This is a genomic window from Corallococcus sp. NCSPR001, assembly GCF_017309135.1.
In the GTDB taxonomy this organism is placed as follows: Bacteria; Myxococcota; Myxococcia; order Myxococcales; family Myxococcaceae; genus Corallococcus.
In genome coordinates, this window is sequence record NZ_JAFIMS010000002.1 from 2,777,762 (window position 1) to 2,792,453 (window position 14,692).

Sequence of the window (14,692 nt, forward strand, 5' to 3'; positions counted from 1 at the left end):
TGACTTCCGTCTGATGTCACGACGCACGATATGGATGATGGGCGTCGTCGCCCTGGTCTTCCTGGGGGCGCTCCTGCTCATCCGGTGGCACGGCGGCCGTGGCGCTTCGGTCGTGGCCCGGCCGGGAGTGGCTGCCTCGCGGGAGCTCGCACCCCGTGTGACGCAGCCGGCGTCACCGCGTGAGGGCTTCCTGGGCGTCATCGTCGCCAGCGGCAGCGTGGACGTCGCCGCCCGGATGGAAGGCACCCTCGAGCGGATGAACGCGCAGGTCGGGGACACCGTGCGCCAGGGCGCGGTCCTCGCCCAGTTGGACACGCGGGCCCTTCAGCGCGAGCTGGCGGTGGCGCAGGCGTCGCTCCAAGCAGGGGAGGCGGAACAGCACATCGCCTCCATCGCGCTCACGGAGATGCAGGAGCGGCTCCAGCGCCGCTCCGATCCGAAGCAGCGCGCCCTGGGCGCCCTCTCCGAAGAGGAGCTGGCCACCGCGCGCTTCCAGGAGCAGACCGCCGTGGCCCGCCTGCGCGCGGCGGAGGCGATGGTGGCGGAGCGCAAGGCGCGCGTGGCGCAGATGGCCCAGCGGATCTCCGATGCCTCCGTGCTCGCGCCCTTCGACGGGCAGGTGGCGAACCGCTACCTCGACACCGGCGCGATGGTGGCCCCCGGCCGCGCCGTCTTCCACCTCATCCGCTCCGGGGCGCAGCAGGTGCGCTTCGCCATTCCGGAGGACCAGGCGGCGAGCCTCCCGGTGGGCACGCGGCTGTCCGTGGAGGTGCCATCCCTGGGGCAGGTCCTGGATGGGCGGGTGGAGAACCTTGCGCCGGAGGTGGACGCCGCCTCGCGCATGGTCCTCGCCATCGCGAGCGTGCCCCGGGAGGGGCATGGGCCGGTGCCCTCGGGCGTCGTGGTGCGGGTGTTCGTCCAGAAGGACGCCGCTTCCCAGGCGGTCACGCCATGACGTCCAGGCCGAGCCCGTATCGCAAGGAGGCGCTGGAGTACCGGGAGCGGGCCCACGCGGAGTCCGGCGGCGACCTCTTGCGGATCAGCCCCGCGTGGACCCGGTGGGCCTACTGGGTGCTGGTGGGCGCGCTGGCCTGTTCGCTGCTCTTCTTCTGCGTGGGCACGCTCTTCGAATACGCGGCGGGCCCCGCGCTCATCCGCGTGGAGGGCAAGACGGACCTGACGGTCGCGTTCTCCGGCGTGGTGCTGACCGTGGACGTGCAGCCCGGCCAGCGCGTCGTCGCGGGCGAGCCGCTGGTGCACTTCGCGTCCGAACAGGAGCAGGGGACCCTGGCGCGCATCTCCCGCGAGTTCGAGCTGCAGCTCGTCCGCTACCTGCGCGACCCCTCGGACGAAGGGGCGCGCCAGGCGCTCACGGGCCTCCGGGCCGAGCGCGAGCTGGCCCAGGCCCGGCTGGAGGAGCGGACGCTGCGCGCACCGCACGCGGGCGTCGTCGGGGACCTGCGGTTGCAGCCCGGCCAGTACATCCCCTCCGGCACGCGCGCGCTGTCGCTCCTGGGGGACGACGCGACGGTGGTGGTGCTGGGCTTCCTGCCGGGGCAGTACCGGCCGCTGCTCGTGCCGGGCATGGACCTGCGCCTGGAGCTGCAGGGCTTCGCCTACGAGTACCGCGACCTCGTCATCGAGTCCGTGGGTGATCAGATCATCGGGCCCGGAGAGGCGCGGCGCTACCTGGGCTCGGAGCTGGGGGACGCCATCCCCTTGGAGGGGGCGCTGGTGCTCGTGCGCGCGCGGCTGCCGCTGCGGACGTTCGTCCGCGAGGGCCGGACCTTCAACTACTACGACGGCATGCCGGCGCGGGCGGAGGCGCGGGTGAAGTCGGAGAGCATCCTGCTCACGCTCGTCCCCGGACTGAAGGAGCTGCTCCCCCATGGCGGATGAATCCGGACGGGGGCTCGTGGATCGCTTCCCCGCGCTGCGGAGGCTCCAGGCGGCGGCGCGCGGACAGCGCATCCCGGAAGTGCGGCAGATGACGCCCGCGGAGTGCGGCCTCGCCTGTCTGGCCATGGTGCTGGGCTTCCACGGACGGGGCGTGGGCCTGGACGAGCTGCGGCGCGTGATGGGGACCGCCCAGGATGGGCTCGCGGCGGCGCACCTGCTGACGGCGGGACGCGCCTTCGGTCTGAGGGGGCGGGGCGTCTCCGTGGACCTGGACGGCGTGCCCTTCCTGCCCGAGGCGTCGGTCCTCCACTGGAAGTTCACCCACTACGTCGTCCTGGAGCGGTGGGCCCACGACGGCGTGCACATCGTCGATCCGGCACAGGGCCGCCGCTTCGTGTCCATGGAGCAGTTCCGGCAGTTCTTCACCGGCGTGGCGCTGCTCTTCGAGCCCGGCGAGGGCTTCGTGCGGGCTCCAGGCAGACCCAGGCGCAGGTCGCGCTACGTGGAGAAGTTCGCGCGCCAATCCCAGACGCTCACGCGGGTGTTCGTCCTGTCGTTGATGTTGCAGGTGCTGACGCTCTCCATCCCCCTCTTGACGGGCCTGGTGGTGGACCGCGTCGTGCCCCGGGGCGACTACCACCTGCTGCTGGTCCTGGGCGTGGGCCTGGGCGCGCTGGTGTGCTTCCACCTGCTGACCTCGCTGGTGCGAAGCCACCTGCTGCTGGAGCTGCGCACGCGGGTGGACTCCGACATGACGCTCGGCTTCCTCGAGCACCTGGTGTCGCTGGCGTACCCCTTCTTCCAGGTGCGCGCCGCGGGCGACCTGATGGCGCGCCTCAACGTCACCGCCACCGTGCGAGAGGTGCTCTCCTCCAGCCTCGTGTCCACGCTGCTGGATGGCCTGCTGGTGGTGCTCTACTTCGTCATCCTGACCGTGGCGAGCCCGGGCACGGCCCTCCTGGTGGGCGCCCTGGGCGCGTCGCAGGTGCTGGTGTTCGAGGTGTCCCGGCGCCAGCAGCGCAGCCTGCTCGCGCGCAACCTGGAGCTGGAGGCGCGCAACCAGAGCTACCAGATTGAAATGCTGACGGGGATGCAGACCCTGAAGGCCTTTGGCGCGGAGCACCGCGCCGTGCAGCACTACTCCAGCCTCTTCGTGGATGTGCTCAACGTCTCCCTGGCCCGGGGCCGGCTGACCGCCTGGGTGGACGCGCTCTCCGGCACGCTGAAGCTGAGCGCGCCGCTGCTGCTGCTCTGCCTGGGCGCGCTCCAGGTCCTGGAGGGGCGGATGAGCCTGGGGACGATGCTGAGCCTCAACGCGCTGGCCGTGGCCCTGCTCACGCCCCTGGCGAACCTGGTGACCACCCTGGGGCAGCTGCAGTTGGTGGGCAGCTACATCGAGCGCATCGACGACGTGCTGGACACGCCCGTGGAGCGCGACCCGGCGCGGCCGGAGGCGAGCGCGCAGCTGCAGGGGCGGATTGAGATGGAGCGCGTCTCGTTCCGCTTCGGGCCCCTGGCGCCGATGATCGTCCAGGACGTGTCCGTGCGCATCGAGCCCGGGCAGCTGGTGGCCATCGTGGGGCGCTCCGGCGCGGGGAAGAGCACGCTCGCGAACCTGCTCCTGGGGCTCTACCTGCCCACGGGCGGGCGCGTGCTCTACGACGGGGTCGACCTGGAGCAGCTGTCCCTGAGCGCGGTGCGGGAGCAGGTGGGCATCGTCCTGCAGGAGCCCTCCTTCTTCGGGGCGACGCTGCGCGCGAACATCGCGCTCGGGGACCCCGCGGCGCCCCCGGAGCGCATCGTGAGCGCGGCGAAGCAGGCGCAGATCCACGATGAGATCCTGGCCATGCCGCTCCAGTACGACACGCCGCTGGCGGACCGGGGAATGTCCCTGTCCGGAGGGCAGCGCCAGCGGCTGGCCCTGGCCCGTGCCCTGGTCCGCGATCCGAAGATCCTCCTCCTGGATGAAGCGACGAGCGCCCTGGACTCCGTCACCGAGCACCAGGTCCAGGACGCGCTGGCTTCGCTCCACTGCACGCGCATCGTCATCGCGCACCGGCTGAGCACCATCCGCAAGGCGGACCTCATCCTGGTGATGGAGAACGGGCGCGTCGTCGAGCAGGGGCGCCATGAGACGCTCGTGCAGGAGGGCGGGGCCTACGCCCGGCTGGTGTCCGCCCAGCTCTGATTGTTTGAAGGTTATCTCGATTTGCAGCTATTCCTTGTAGAGGACTGCCATTCACCTAGAGTGGTGGCAACCCTCACCAAGGAACATCCATGTTTTCAAGAAGGGTCGTGCTCGCGGCGGGCTGCATCGCATTGGGATTCGGCTGTGGTGAGCCGTCCGACGAGACGCAGGAGATTCTCGGCAACCTGGTCCAGGCTGGCTTCCCGTCGCATGACATCCAGGTCGTCGACGGGAAGGTCTACGTCGGACGGGACGCCGAGGTGTCGCTGGCCGCCTCGCGCGAGATGGTCGCGGCGGGCTCGACCACGGAAGAGCAGTACCGCACGAACAACCTCGTCAGCCCGTCCCTGACGAAGATCTGCGTCGACGGCCCGGGGTTCACCGGCGCCTTCAGCACGGCGCTGGATCTCGCCATCCAGAACTACGACGAGCTCGCGCTCCCCTTCGCCATGGCGCGCGCCCCGAGCACCGGCTGCAGCTTCACCATCAGCGCGGTCATCAACCCGAGCTTGAACGGCGGCTCGGCCGGGTTCCCGTCAAACGGAAATCCGTATGGGCAGATCATCATCGGAGGCCTGCTCAGCCAGTACGGCGTCGACGTCATCGAGCACGTCATCACGCATGAGATTGGCCATACCCTCGGCTTCCGCCACTCGGACTACTACAACCGCAGCATCAGTTGCGGCAGCGGCGGCGATGAAGGCGACGCCGGCATCGGCGCGGTCCACATCCCGGGCACGCCGACCACGGCGTCCGTGGGGGCCTCGATCATGAACTCCTGCTTCCGCTCGGTGGAGTCGGGCGAGTTCACCGCCAGCGACCTCACCGCGCTGTCCACGCTGTACCCGGCGGCGGCGGTCCCCAGCCTGGTCAGTGGCCTGGCCTCGAACCGCTGCCTGGATGTGACCGGAGGCAGCTCCGCGCAGGGGACGTCCACCCAGCTCTGGGAATGCAACGGAACCGCCGCGCAGCAGTGGACGCTGACCGCGCAGGGGGAGCTGCGAAGCAACCTGGCGCCCAACCTGTGTCTGGACGTCGCTGACGGAAACCCCGCGCAGGGCACCCGCGTGCAGATCTGGGGATGCAACGGGACGGCCGCCCAGCGGTGGACCCGGGTGGGCTCCACGCTCCAGAGCGGGCTGGGGGCCAACCTCTGCCTGGACGTCTTCAACGCCGACACGACGCCGGGCACCCGGATCCAGATCTGGGCGTGCAACGGGACGAACGCCCAGAACTGGTTCACGCGCTGAACCCGGGGCCCTGGCCCGGTCTCAGCGTCCGCGCGTCATGACGCCGCCCTGCTCCAGCAGCCCGAACAGCTCGAGCAGGGCCTCCACGGGAAAGACATACCCGTACTCGGCATGGGCCGCGTCGCGGATGTCCGCCACGGAGCGCTTGCCGTCGGCGTAGCTCGCGAGCGCATCCGCCAGTTGGTAGAAGCGCAGCTCGCTCTCGCCCTGTTCGCGCAGCGCCGTGGCCGCGGCGTTCATGGCGGCCTTCACCATGTCCACCCGGGCCTGCGAACCGGGGGCGGCATGGCGCTCCAACTCGTCGAACGACGCGAGCTCCTGGCCCTTCACGCGGCGCGGAACGAAGGCCCGGGCCTTGCGCTCGGCTTCGCTGGGGGAGGGCTCCTTCAGGGACACCCCGCGCGCCTTCGCGTCCGCTTCCAGCCGCTTCAGCGCCTGGGACTCGGCGGTCTCCAGGGCCTGGACCAGCGCCTTCACCGGCTCGGCGGGCGCGCCCAGGGCCAGGCAGGAGCGCAGGGCGTCGCGTTCGCGCTGGTAGCCCGCGCGCACCCCGGCGCGGGCCAGACGGGCGAAGCCGGGCACCCCAGCGGCGGGCGTCGCGGCCAGCTCGCGGCGGGCCCGGAACTCGTCCTCGGCCACGCGCTTCGCGCCGTGCACCGCCACCAGGCGCGAAAGCTCCAGGGCGCCCGTGCCCTCGGCCCACGCGGCGACGGTGATGGTTGCCAAGCCCGCGAACGCGGCGCGGTGCAACTGGGTGGGGTCCACGTTCTCCGGCCGGTCTCCACTGGTGTGGTAGCCATCATCGGGCCACGTGGAGAAGGCGACGCCGGGGATGCCGTGGTCGTTGAAGAGCTGGTGATCCGAACCGCGGCCGTAGCGGTCCATGTGCGCGTCCATCGGGTCGCGCGAGCCGGTGACCGACCCGATGCGGAAGTCCTTCCTCACCGGGTAGGCCACCGCGTTGAAGCGGTTCATGAAGGCCACCGTGGACTCGGACACGGCGTTCACGAAGCTGCCATTCCAATCCGGCGTATAGGAGACCTGGAAGCGCGAGTGGACGCGGGTCAGGCTGGCGCCGAGCATGTCGAAGTTGAACTGCGCCACCCGCCGCACCGGATCCGCGCCGTGATGGGAGAACCACTCGCGGGTGCCCTCGAACTCCGGCAGCCACAGCACGCGCAGGGTGCGCACCGGCCGGGGCAGCACGCCCTGGCGGATGAGCGTGGTGTACGTCCGCACCAGCTCCAGCAGCGTGGCGGAGCCGGAGGCGTTGTCATCCGCGCCGGGCTTGTAGTGGTCCAGGTGGGCCGTGAGGACGACCTCCTCTCCCGCCAGCGTCCCGGGGATGACGCCGCTGACGATGCTGAGGTGCCCCGTGGGCGCTTGCGTGGCGACGCTCACGTCCACCTTCACCGGTCCCTCCCGCAGCTGGGTGCGCAGCTCATCCGCCTGCCGGTTCGACACCATGAACAGGAAGGGCGTCCGCATGCCCTGCGGGATGAGGCTCCGGGGGACGGCGGCCCAGCCCACCTGATCCGGGAAGTCGCCGTCCATGCGGTGGGGCGCGTTCCAGGGCGGCGTCGAATAGGAAGACACCACGCCCACGGCGCCGTACTTCACCACGGCGGTGCGCAGCGTGGCCGAGATGGAGCCCTGGCTGAGCACCACCTTGCCCTTCACGTCCTTGCCCGCGTAGTCGGCGTCCTGGGTGCCCATGCCCACGTCGACCAGCTCCAGGTCCTTGCCCTCGAAGTTGCCGCTGCCCATCGCCAGGGACATGGGCAGGTCCGCGTGGGATGTCACCCGGTACCGGTGGGGACCCGCGACCCACAGCTCGCCGCGCGTGGCCCGCCACTGGGGTCCGTCCTTCATTGCCTCCAACTGGACGTCCTGGAGCCCCGCGGCCTCGGCGGCGGCCTTAGTCCAGGCGGCTGCCTCCGCGTAGCCGTCCACGCTGTCCCGAGCGATGAGGGACAGCCGCTGCACGCCGTCATGGATGCGGTCGCCCGAGCTCTCCTGGATGAGCGCACGCACCACGTCGTCCCGCAGCACCAGTCCGGTGGTGGGAGAGATGGGCCCCAGCGGAGACGCGGGCGCCTGGGCGGAGGCGCTGAGGGAGACAGACAGCGCGAGGAGGGCGAAGGGCAACGGGCGGATGGGCATGTTGTCGCCGTTCTACACCGTGCCCGTGGGGAAGGGCCTCACGCGGACGCCGGGGCCGAATCCGCCGCGAACCCATCGCGATTCCCGCGATGGGCTCATGGCCTCAAGCGCGAGACTTAGTAGCAGTCTCCACAGGCGTAGATGCCCGTCGGGCCGGCGTCATACGTGTCCGTCCCGTTCGTGCAGTACAGGTGCTGCTCGTTGTAATAGCCGCCGTAGGAATAGCGGCAGGGCGCAGCGCCCGCGGGCAGGAACGGACACTCCCAGATGGGCAGGCTCGTGTAGCCCGCGGCACAGGTCGGCCGGAGCGACTGCTCCTGGCTGGCCGCCGGATCCTGCATGCCCTCGGCGGTGTCCATCTCGGTCCCGCCGCAGCCCGCCAGCAGCCCCGCCGCCAGCATCCATCCACCGATGAGCGTCTTCGTCTTCATGCTTCCTCCCAGGTGTATCAGTCTGTGGTGTTTATACGGCTTTCCAAGGCTGACACGTCTGGAGAGGGAATTCCAAGGCCGGTGGGGATGGAGTGTCACACGTGCTTCATTCCGGGGGGATGGCTCATGCGCTGACTGCGTTCAGGGCAGGATGCAGATCTTCTTGCCGGAGGGCTCCGTGGAGGAGCGCTCCCGGCAGATGAGGTCCGGATTCACCGCGGTGCAGTCCGTGTCCGTCTCGCAGAGTCGCGTGCAGTAGCCCTCGGGGTTGCTGTCAATCGTGTAGCAGAAGCCGTTCGCCGGACAGCCGGAGCCGGCGCCCGCCTTCGGACACCAGGTGACGATACATCCCAGCTCCAGGAAGCACTGCAGGCCCGCCGGGCAGGTCTCCGGCGCGTCCTCCTGGAGAATGCGCGCCGTCGCCGGACGCGGAAAGCAGAAGCCCAGCAACCCGGTGGGGTTGCTGGGCCTCTGGACAGCCACTTCCTGGCGGCGGACTACCGGACGACGGTCAGCGCCGTGTCATCGATGAAGAAGCTCGTCTGCAGCGACGAGTCCTCCGTGCCGTTGAAGTAGATGCGGACGGTCTGGCCCTTGTACGCGGCCAGGTTGAACGTCCGCTGAACGTAGGCCGTGCCCTTGTCCAGGTTGCTGTACGTGGCCAGCGTGGCCAGCACCGTGCCCGCGCTGTTGCGGACCTGGACGGCCAGCTTGTCGTAGGCCGTCGTGGTCGTCGTCTCCGCCGTGGTGATGCGCGCCCAGAAGGTGAACGTGGCGCTGCACGCCGAGGCGGGGATGGTGACGTCCTGGTAGGCGAACTCGGTGCGCGTGGTGCCGTAGCCGTTCATGTAGGCCTTGTACGTGCCCGTGCGCGGCGCGCTGCCGGACGTGGTGCCGTCGATGACGCCGGACGACGTCGTCCAACCCGTGTTGCCGCTCTCGAAGCCCGCGTTGGCGAGGAGCTGCTCGGTGATGGAGCAGCTGCCCGTGCCGTTGTTCACCGTCACCGACACCGTGGCGGACGTGCCCACGTTGTTCGCCGCGTCATACGCCTTCGTCGTCAGCGCGTAGGTGCCGTTGGCCACCGCCGTCGTGTTCCAGGAGATGCTGTACGGGGCTGCCGTCGCCGTGCCCAGCAGCGTGGTGCCCGCGAAGAACTCCACGCGCGACACGCCCACGTTGTCGGTGGCGCTGGCGCTCAGGCTCGCGGTGCCGCTCAGCGTGGCGCCGCCCGCGGGCGAGGTGATGGACGTCGTGGGCGGGGTGGTGTCGCTGCCGCCGCCACCGGTGATGAAGAGCGTGTACAGCAGCTTGTTGGGAGAACCGGTCCCCGGGCTGGTGACCTTGTTCGGCGTGGCGTTGTTCACCAGCGCGTCGCGCACCTGCGCGGGCGTCGCGGTGGGGTTGGCGCTCAGGTAGAGCGCCGCGGCGCCGGCCACGTGCGGAGACGCCATGGACGTGCCGCTCATGGACGTGCTGGACGAGTTGCCGGAGTTCGACGCGGAGGTGATGCTCGAGCCCGGCGCGAAGATGTCCACGCACGTCCCGTAGTTGGAGAACGACGAGCGGGCGTCGCTGCTGGTGGTGGAGCCCACGGTGATGGCGTTGGGCGTGCGGGCCGGCGAGTAGTTGCAGGCGTTGGCGCTGTCATTGCCGGCGGCGACCACCGTGGTGACGCCCGCGGCGATCAGCCGCTCCGTCGCGTCGTCGATGGCCTGGATGCCCACATCGCCCAGGCTCATGTTGGCGACCGCGGGCTTGACGTGGTTGGCCGCCACCCAGTCGATGCCGCCAATCACCTGCGCGTCGTTGCCGTAGCCCGTGCAGTCCAGCACGCGCACGCCGTGCAGGGTGACCTTCTTCGCCACGCCCCAGGTCGTGCCGCCCACCGTGCCGGACACGTGCGTGCCGTGGCCGTGGCAGTCGGACGGGTCGCTGTCGTTGTCGATGAAGTCGTAGCCGTTGCCGATGCGGCCGGTGAACTCCGTGTGGGTCTGCCGGATGCCGGTGTCGATGACGTACGCGTGCACGCCGGTGCCGTCGACGTTGTACGTGTAGGAGCTGTTGCGCGGCAGGTCCCGCTGGTCGATGCGGTCAATGCCCCAGGTCGCGTTGGTCTGCGTCGCGGACACGTGGATGAGGCCGTTCTCCTGCACGTAGGCCACGCGCGGGTCGGACAGCAGGCGGCGCGCCTCGGCCTCGGTCATGTTCGCCAGGAAGCCGTGGATGGAGTGCTCATAGGTCCGCAGCACCCGGCCGCTGGTGGCGGACACCAGCTCCCGGGCGATGTTCGCCGCTCCCTGCTGCCGGACCTCCTGCGTGGCGTCACGCAGGACCACGATGTACTCGTTGGGGATGGCCCGCTCGCGGCGGATCATCTGCGCCGTCTGACCGATCTGCTCGCTGTCGGACTCCGGGCCCTCCGGCATCGGACCGCCGCACGCCGCGGCCAGAAGGGAGATGACGCTCACCGCCTGGGTCAGTTTCAGTTTCATTCGGCCTCTCAGGGAACGTGCGGGCACCGGGACGGAAGCCCTCGCACAAGCGGTGAAATTATATTTTCATGAAAAAGCGGTCAATCCCGTGGGGCCCCGCACGGGAGCGCGAACTGACACACTGTCGGCTGGATGGAGGTGGACGAACGGTGGCTGCATCGAAGTCGATGGTGGGATTGACCGCGGGGCTGCTGGTCGGCGGTCACAAGGCGGCCAGGCTGTTGGAGGCCGAGCTCGAAGCCACCGGGCTCAGCGCCGGTGAAGCGGTCCTGCTGTCCGTGCTGGCGTCGGGCGCCATGACGATGACCGGCGTCATGTCCACGCTGCACATCGGGGCGTCCACGGCGACCAGCCTGGTGTCGCGGTTGGAGAAGCACGGCTACGTGCGGCGCTCCCGCAACCCCGAGGACGGACGCTCCCTGCTGGTCGCGATCACCGACTCCGGAGCCGTCCAGTGCAAGGCGGCGGAGTCGGCCTTCTCCAAGGTCGACGCGAAGCTCGCGGAAGCAGGCCGTGACGCCGTCCGGGGGCACACCGCGCTGATGAAGCGGCTCTCCGATCTCTCCTGAAGCTTTCGCTTACTACGAAAGTGTAATACGTTTTCGTAGTAACGAAGGAGGAGGGAAGGGTCATGGACGACGGCGTTTTTCTCGAACGATTCTCGCGCGGGGAGCTGAGCGGCTTCGCCCACCTCGACCATGTGCGGGTGGTCTACCTCTACACGCTCAGGGCGGGGCGTGACGCGGCCGTCGAGCTCACCCGCGCGGGCCTGCGGGCGCTGACGGGCCGGCTCGGAGTCCCGGAGAAGTACCACGAGACCATGACGGTCGCGTGGGTCCGGCTGGTCAGTGCGCGGGCAGCGGCAAGCCCTGGCCACGACTTCACCGCGTTCATCCACGACAACCCGCGGTTCCTGCGCAAGGACCTGCTCGTGGACCACTACTCGCGCGAGGTCCTCTTCGGCGCGGAGGCGCGGGCCCGGTTCGTCGAGCCGGACGTACAGCCCCTGCCGTAGGGGGCCGGGGCGGCGTGCCGGACTGGGTCCTTTACATTGAGCGAACGTTCACTCAATGATGCGAGGCATGCCTCGTACGGCTGACGCCAATGCAGTCCTCCGGGAGAAGACGCGGGAGCGCGTGCTCCAGGCCGCGGTGCGGCTCTTCTCCCGGCACGGCTTCGATGGGACCAGCGTCCGCGCGCTCGCGCAGGAGGCAGACATCGCCGTGGGGCTGCTCTATTCGCACTTCGAATCGAAGGAGGCGGTGCTCTCCGCGCTGATGCAGTCGTCGATGCTGGACGTCGCGCACACGCTGGAGGCGGCGGACCGCGAGCCCTCCGCGCGGGGCTTCGTCACGGCCCTGCTCACGTCCGCCGTGGAGATGCTGGACGCGCACCGGGACCTCTGGCGGCTGAGCCAGGGGCTGCGTCACCAGCCGGAGGTGCTGGCGCGGCTGAAGCTGCCGCTGGAGCACTTCCTGGACGCCACGCACCAGCGGCTGAAGGAGGCGCTGGCGGCGCGCGGGGTGCCCGAGCCTGACATCGAGGCGCGGGTGCTCTTCGCCCTGGTGGAAGGCATCTCCCAGCAATACGTGCAGCACGAAGGCGGCTACCCCGCCGCCGCGGTGATTCAGGCCGCGGCCCGCAGGTGGCCCGCGGCTCCCTCACGCAAGCGAAAGGCAGACACCCCATGAAGCGGCTGAAGGTCCCAGGCGGTGAGATGGCGTGGCATGAGGAGGGGCAGGGCACGCCGGTGGTGCTGGTGCATGGAACGCCGTCGTCCTCGCGTGAATGGCGGGACGTGGCCCGGCGGCTCTCGCCGTCGTACCGCGTGCTCGCGCCGGAGCACCTGGGCTTCGGTGACAGCGAAAGGCCCGGGGACTGGCGCACCTATTCGCTGCCCTGGCACGTGGAGAACCTGCGCGCGTGGTTCGACCAGCTGTCGCTGGGGCGCTTCCACCTGGTGGTGCATGACTTCGGGGGGCCCATCGCGCTGCCGCTCGCCATCGCGGCGCCGGAGCGGGTGCTGAGCCTCACCGTGGTGCAGAGCTGGCTGTGGGACCTGAAGGGCCCCAATGTCGACAACGCGCTGATGCGCTGGCTGTATCTGTCCTGGAACTTCTCCGCGCGGACGCTGGTGAAGATGTCCTGGGGACGCCGCGCGAAGCTGACGCGGGAGCTGCACCAGTCCTTCATGTCTCAATTCCCGGACCGGGCGTCACGGATGGGCACGTGGGGCTTCGCGCGCTCCATCTCCCACGAAGGCCCGTGGATGGATGAGCAGGGGCAGGGCCTGGGCCGGCTCGCGGACATCCCGGCGCTGGTCGTCTGGGGCAAGGCGGACAAGGTCGTGAAGCCGGAGCACCTGTCGCGGTGGAAGCAGGCGCTGCCCCACGCGCGGGTGCTGGAGCTGGAGGACGTGGGCCACTTCCCGCAGCTGGAAGCGCCTGACGCGGTGGGTGCCGCGCTCATGGAACAACTGGCCCGTGTGGGTCAGCCCCGCTCCATTGACTCCCTGTCACCAGCGCCCGTTTGATCCACGGCGTCCGCTGTTGCTCCCCAGGAGTCACCCCGTGCCTCATCCCAATGCCCAGACGGCCCTGGACATGCTGGAGTACTGCCGTTTCGCCTACAAGGCGTACGCCCAGGGCTGTGTCTACCCGATGGATCCGTTCTACGAATCCCACGGGGCCGGGATGTGGCAGGGCGCGAGGGACCGCGTCCTGGCGCAGGTGCACAAGCTGCTCGGCAGCGAAGCGGACATCCACAAGTTCGACCCCATCGAATACGACCTGAAGACTCCGCCGGACCCCACGAACGGGGTCGTGTACCGGGGCGGTACGAAAGACGCTCCCTACATCCTCTTCCAGCCCCGGCCGCTGGACCGCTCCATCTCCTTCTCGAAGGGCGTGGACCTGGAAGGGGAGGACATCCCCATCAAGGTCGAGGACTTCTTCGGGGAGAAGACGCTGCTGGGCCTGGAGCACGCCGCGGCGACCGGTTCGAAGCGGTGCTGCTACTTCCAGGGCAAGACGGGGATGACGCAGACGCATCCCACGGCGGGCTGGCCCAGCTGGATGGGCGCCGCCATCTACGACCCCGACCTCGAGCGGTTGACGGTCGTCTTCCGCGGGAGCCGGAGCGGCAGCGGCGGGCGCGCGCTGGGGCAGGCGCTGGTCAACAGCGCGGGCAGCCCGGACTGGGTCACCGACATGAACCACCTGAAGGAGGTGAAGGTCGGCCGGTTCAGCAACGCGACGCTCTCCGCTGGCTTCTGGTACGCCTACGCGAGCTGCCAGGAGTCCCTGGCGGCGGCCTGCCTGGAGGCGATGCACGGCCGCGTTCCCCGGGAGATTGTCTTCACCGGCCACAGCCTGGGCGGCGCGCTCGCGCAGTGCGCCTATCTGGACCTGGCGGGCGGTGAGCTGCTGGAGAAGGTCTACGCGAAGATAAAGAGCCGGGTGAGCGTCTGCTGCTACGCCATCTCCGCGCCGCCCGTGGTGCTGGGGGAGAAGTCGAAGGAGAAGCTGGAGCTGCACATCGGCGGGCCCGCGCAGGTGTTCCACTACTTCTCGCCGTACGACGCCGTCCACAACAGCAAGAAGGTGAAGACCTCCGCGGTGACGGCCGTGAACTCCATCGTGGGCGTCACGACCCATCCGCTCACGTCGCCGTGCCATCTGGGCGTGGAGATCCCCCTCAAGGACTGCACGCTCGCCTTCCCGGACGCGCATGAGCCGGTGGAGGTGCGCAAGGGGCTGGTCGGGCTCATCCGGAAGGAGAGCCACATGGGCCTGCCCGCGGACCCGGGCTTCTGGCCCACGTTCGACTTCAACCCCGTCGGGGCCTGGGGCGCGTCGGTGCGGCCCGGTGGGGACTGGGCCGCGGAGGCGCTCGCGGCGCACCTGAAGATCGCGCTCATCACCAGCGTCTCGGAAGAGCGGGCGCGGCTGCGCGCGCAGCTCTGGGCGGACGTGGTCAAGGGCAGTGGAAAGAAGAAGGACGACTACGCGGTCCTGGACGACATGGACGGGGCGTCGTTCGATGCCTTCGCCGATGCGTGCGGCCTGGTGTCGGAGCTGAGCAATCCCTTCACGGACAACCGCTCGAAGAACAAGACGCAGCTGCGGGACCTGCGCAACGAGATGATCAAATCATTTCGAGGGGCCTCGGGACACAAGGCCTCCTCCAGCGTCTACTTCGTCATGCTCCAGTACCTGACCGCCGCGCAGTACGGCCTGGATCTCGGTTGATTCAGGGGCGCCCGGA

General features: G+C 69.6%; 13 protein-coding genes. 9 read left to right on the forward strand and 4 right to left on the reverse strand.

Going from position 1 to position 14,692, the window contains the following annotated elements; genetic code table 11:
• The first annotated feature begins 13 nt into the window (after positions 1-13).
• The 4 genes from JYJ93_RS13520 to JYJ93_RS40580 all read left to right on the forward strand — a co-directional run bounded on the left by JYJ93_RS13520 (position 14) and on the right by JYJ93_RS40580 (position 5,337).
• Positions 14-955, forward strand: coding sequence for an efflux RND transporter periplasmic adaptor subunit (locus JYJ93_RS13520; protein ID WP_206790750.1), 942 nt, complete (start codon positions 14-16; stop codon positions 953-955).
• Entirely contained in the window at positions 952-1,899 is a 948-nt protein-coding gene (locus JYJ93_RS13525) for an HlyD family efflux transporter periplasmic adaptor subunit (protein ID WP_206790752.1), read from the forward strand. The genes JYJ93_RS13520 and JYJ93_RS13525 overlap by 4 nt, the downstream gene beginning before the upstream one ends.
• Positions 1,889-4,087 carry a peptidase domain-containing ABC transporter gene (locus tag JYJ93_RS13530; RefSeq protein WP_206790762.1) on the forward strand — a complete coding sequence of 733 codons (2,199 nt, stop codon included), beginning with the start codon at positions 1,889-1,891 and terminating at the stop codon, positions 4,085-4,087. The genes JYJ93_RS13525 and JYJ93_RS13530 overlap by 11 nt, the downstream gene beginning before the upstream one ends.
• Positions 4,088-4,176: 89 nt before the next feature.
• Positions 4,177-5,337, forward strand: coding sequence for a M57 family metalloprotease (locus JYJ93_RS40580; protein ID WP_206790764.1), 1,161 nt, complete (start codon positions 4,177-4,179; stop codon positions 5,335-5,337).
• Positions 5,338-5,358: 21 nt separating this feature from the next.
• Here JYJ93_RS40580 and JYJ93_RS13540 read toward each other — a convergent pair whose 3' ends face one another.
• From JYJ93_RS13540 to JYJ93_RS13555, 4 genes are all read right to left on the reverse strand, one after another.
• A complete protein-coding gene (locus tag JYJ93_RS13540) occupies positions 5,359-7,500 on the reverse strand; it encodes a M28 family peptidase (protein WP_206790766.1) in 2,142 nt (713 codons plus the stop codon).
• Positions 7,501-7,616: 116 nt separating this feature from the next.
• Positions 7,617-7,931, reverse strand: a complete 315-nt coding sequence (locus tag JYJ93_RS13545) for a hypothetical protein (RefSeq protein ID WP_206790776.1) — start codon at positions 7,929-7,931, stop codon at positions 7,617-7,619.
• Between the two features lie 141 nt (positions 7,932-8,072).
• Entirely contained in the window at positions 8,073-8,414 is a 342-nt protein-coding gene (locus JYJ93_RS13550) for a hypothetical protein (RefSeq protein WP_206790778.1), read from the reverse strand.
• A 14-nt stretch (positions 8,415-8,428) separates the two neighbouring features.
• Complete coding sequence (locus JYJ93_RS13555) at positions 8,429-10,426, reverse strand: S8 family serine peptidase (protein ID WP_206790786.1); 1,998 nt, start codon at positions 10,424-10,426, stop codon at positions 8,429-8,431.
• A gap of 149 nt (positions 10,427-10,575) precedes the next feature.
• On the opposite strand from JYJ93_RS13555, the gene JYJ93_RS40000 reads away from it, so the two are divergent.
• The 5 genes from JYJ93_RS40000 to JYJ93_RS40005 all read left to right on the forward strand — a co-directional run bounded on the left by JYJ93_RS40000 (position 10,576) and on the right by JYJ93_RS40005 (position 14,676).
• On the forward strand, positions 10,576-10,995 hold the full coding sequence (locus JYJ93_RS40000) for a MarR family transcriptional regulator (protein ID WP_206790794.1): 420 nt from the start codon (positions 10,576-10,578) through the stop codon (positions 10,993-10,995).
• A gap of 62 nt (positions 10,996-11,057) precedes the next feature.
• Positions 11,058-11,441 (forward strand): hypothetical protein, encoded by a 384-nt coding sequence (locus JYJ93_RS13565; RefSeq protein ID WP_206790796.1) that lies wholly within the window; start codon positions 11,058-11,060, stop codon positions 11,439-11,441.
• A 67-nt stretch (positions 11,442-11,508) separates the two neighbouring features.
• Complete coding sequence (locus tag JYJ93_RS13570; protein WP_206790798.1) at positions 11,509-12,117, forward strand: TetR/AcrR family transcriptional regulator; 609 nt, start codon at positions 11,509-11,511, stop codon at positions 12,115-12,117.
• Positions 12,114-12,959: an alpha/beta fold hydrolase gene (locus JYJ93_RS13575; protein ID WP_206790808.1), complete on the forward strand. Its 846-nt coding sequence runs from the start codon at positions 12,114-12,116 to the stop codon at positions 12,957-12,959. The genes JYJ93_RS13570 and JYJ93_RS13575 overlap by 4 nt, the downstream gene beginning before the upstream one ends.
• Before the next feature lie 37 nt (positions 12,960-12,996).
• Positions 12,997-14,676, forward strand: coding sequence for a hypothetical protein (locus JYJ93_RS40005; protein WP_206790810.1), 1,680 nt, complete (start codon positions 12,997-12,999; stop codon positions 14,674-14,676).
• Positions 14,677-14,692 lie beyond the last annotated feature (16 nt).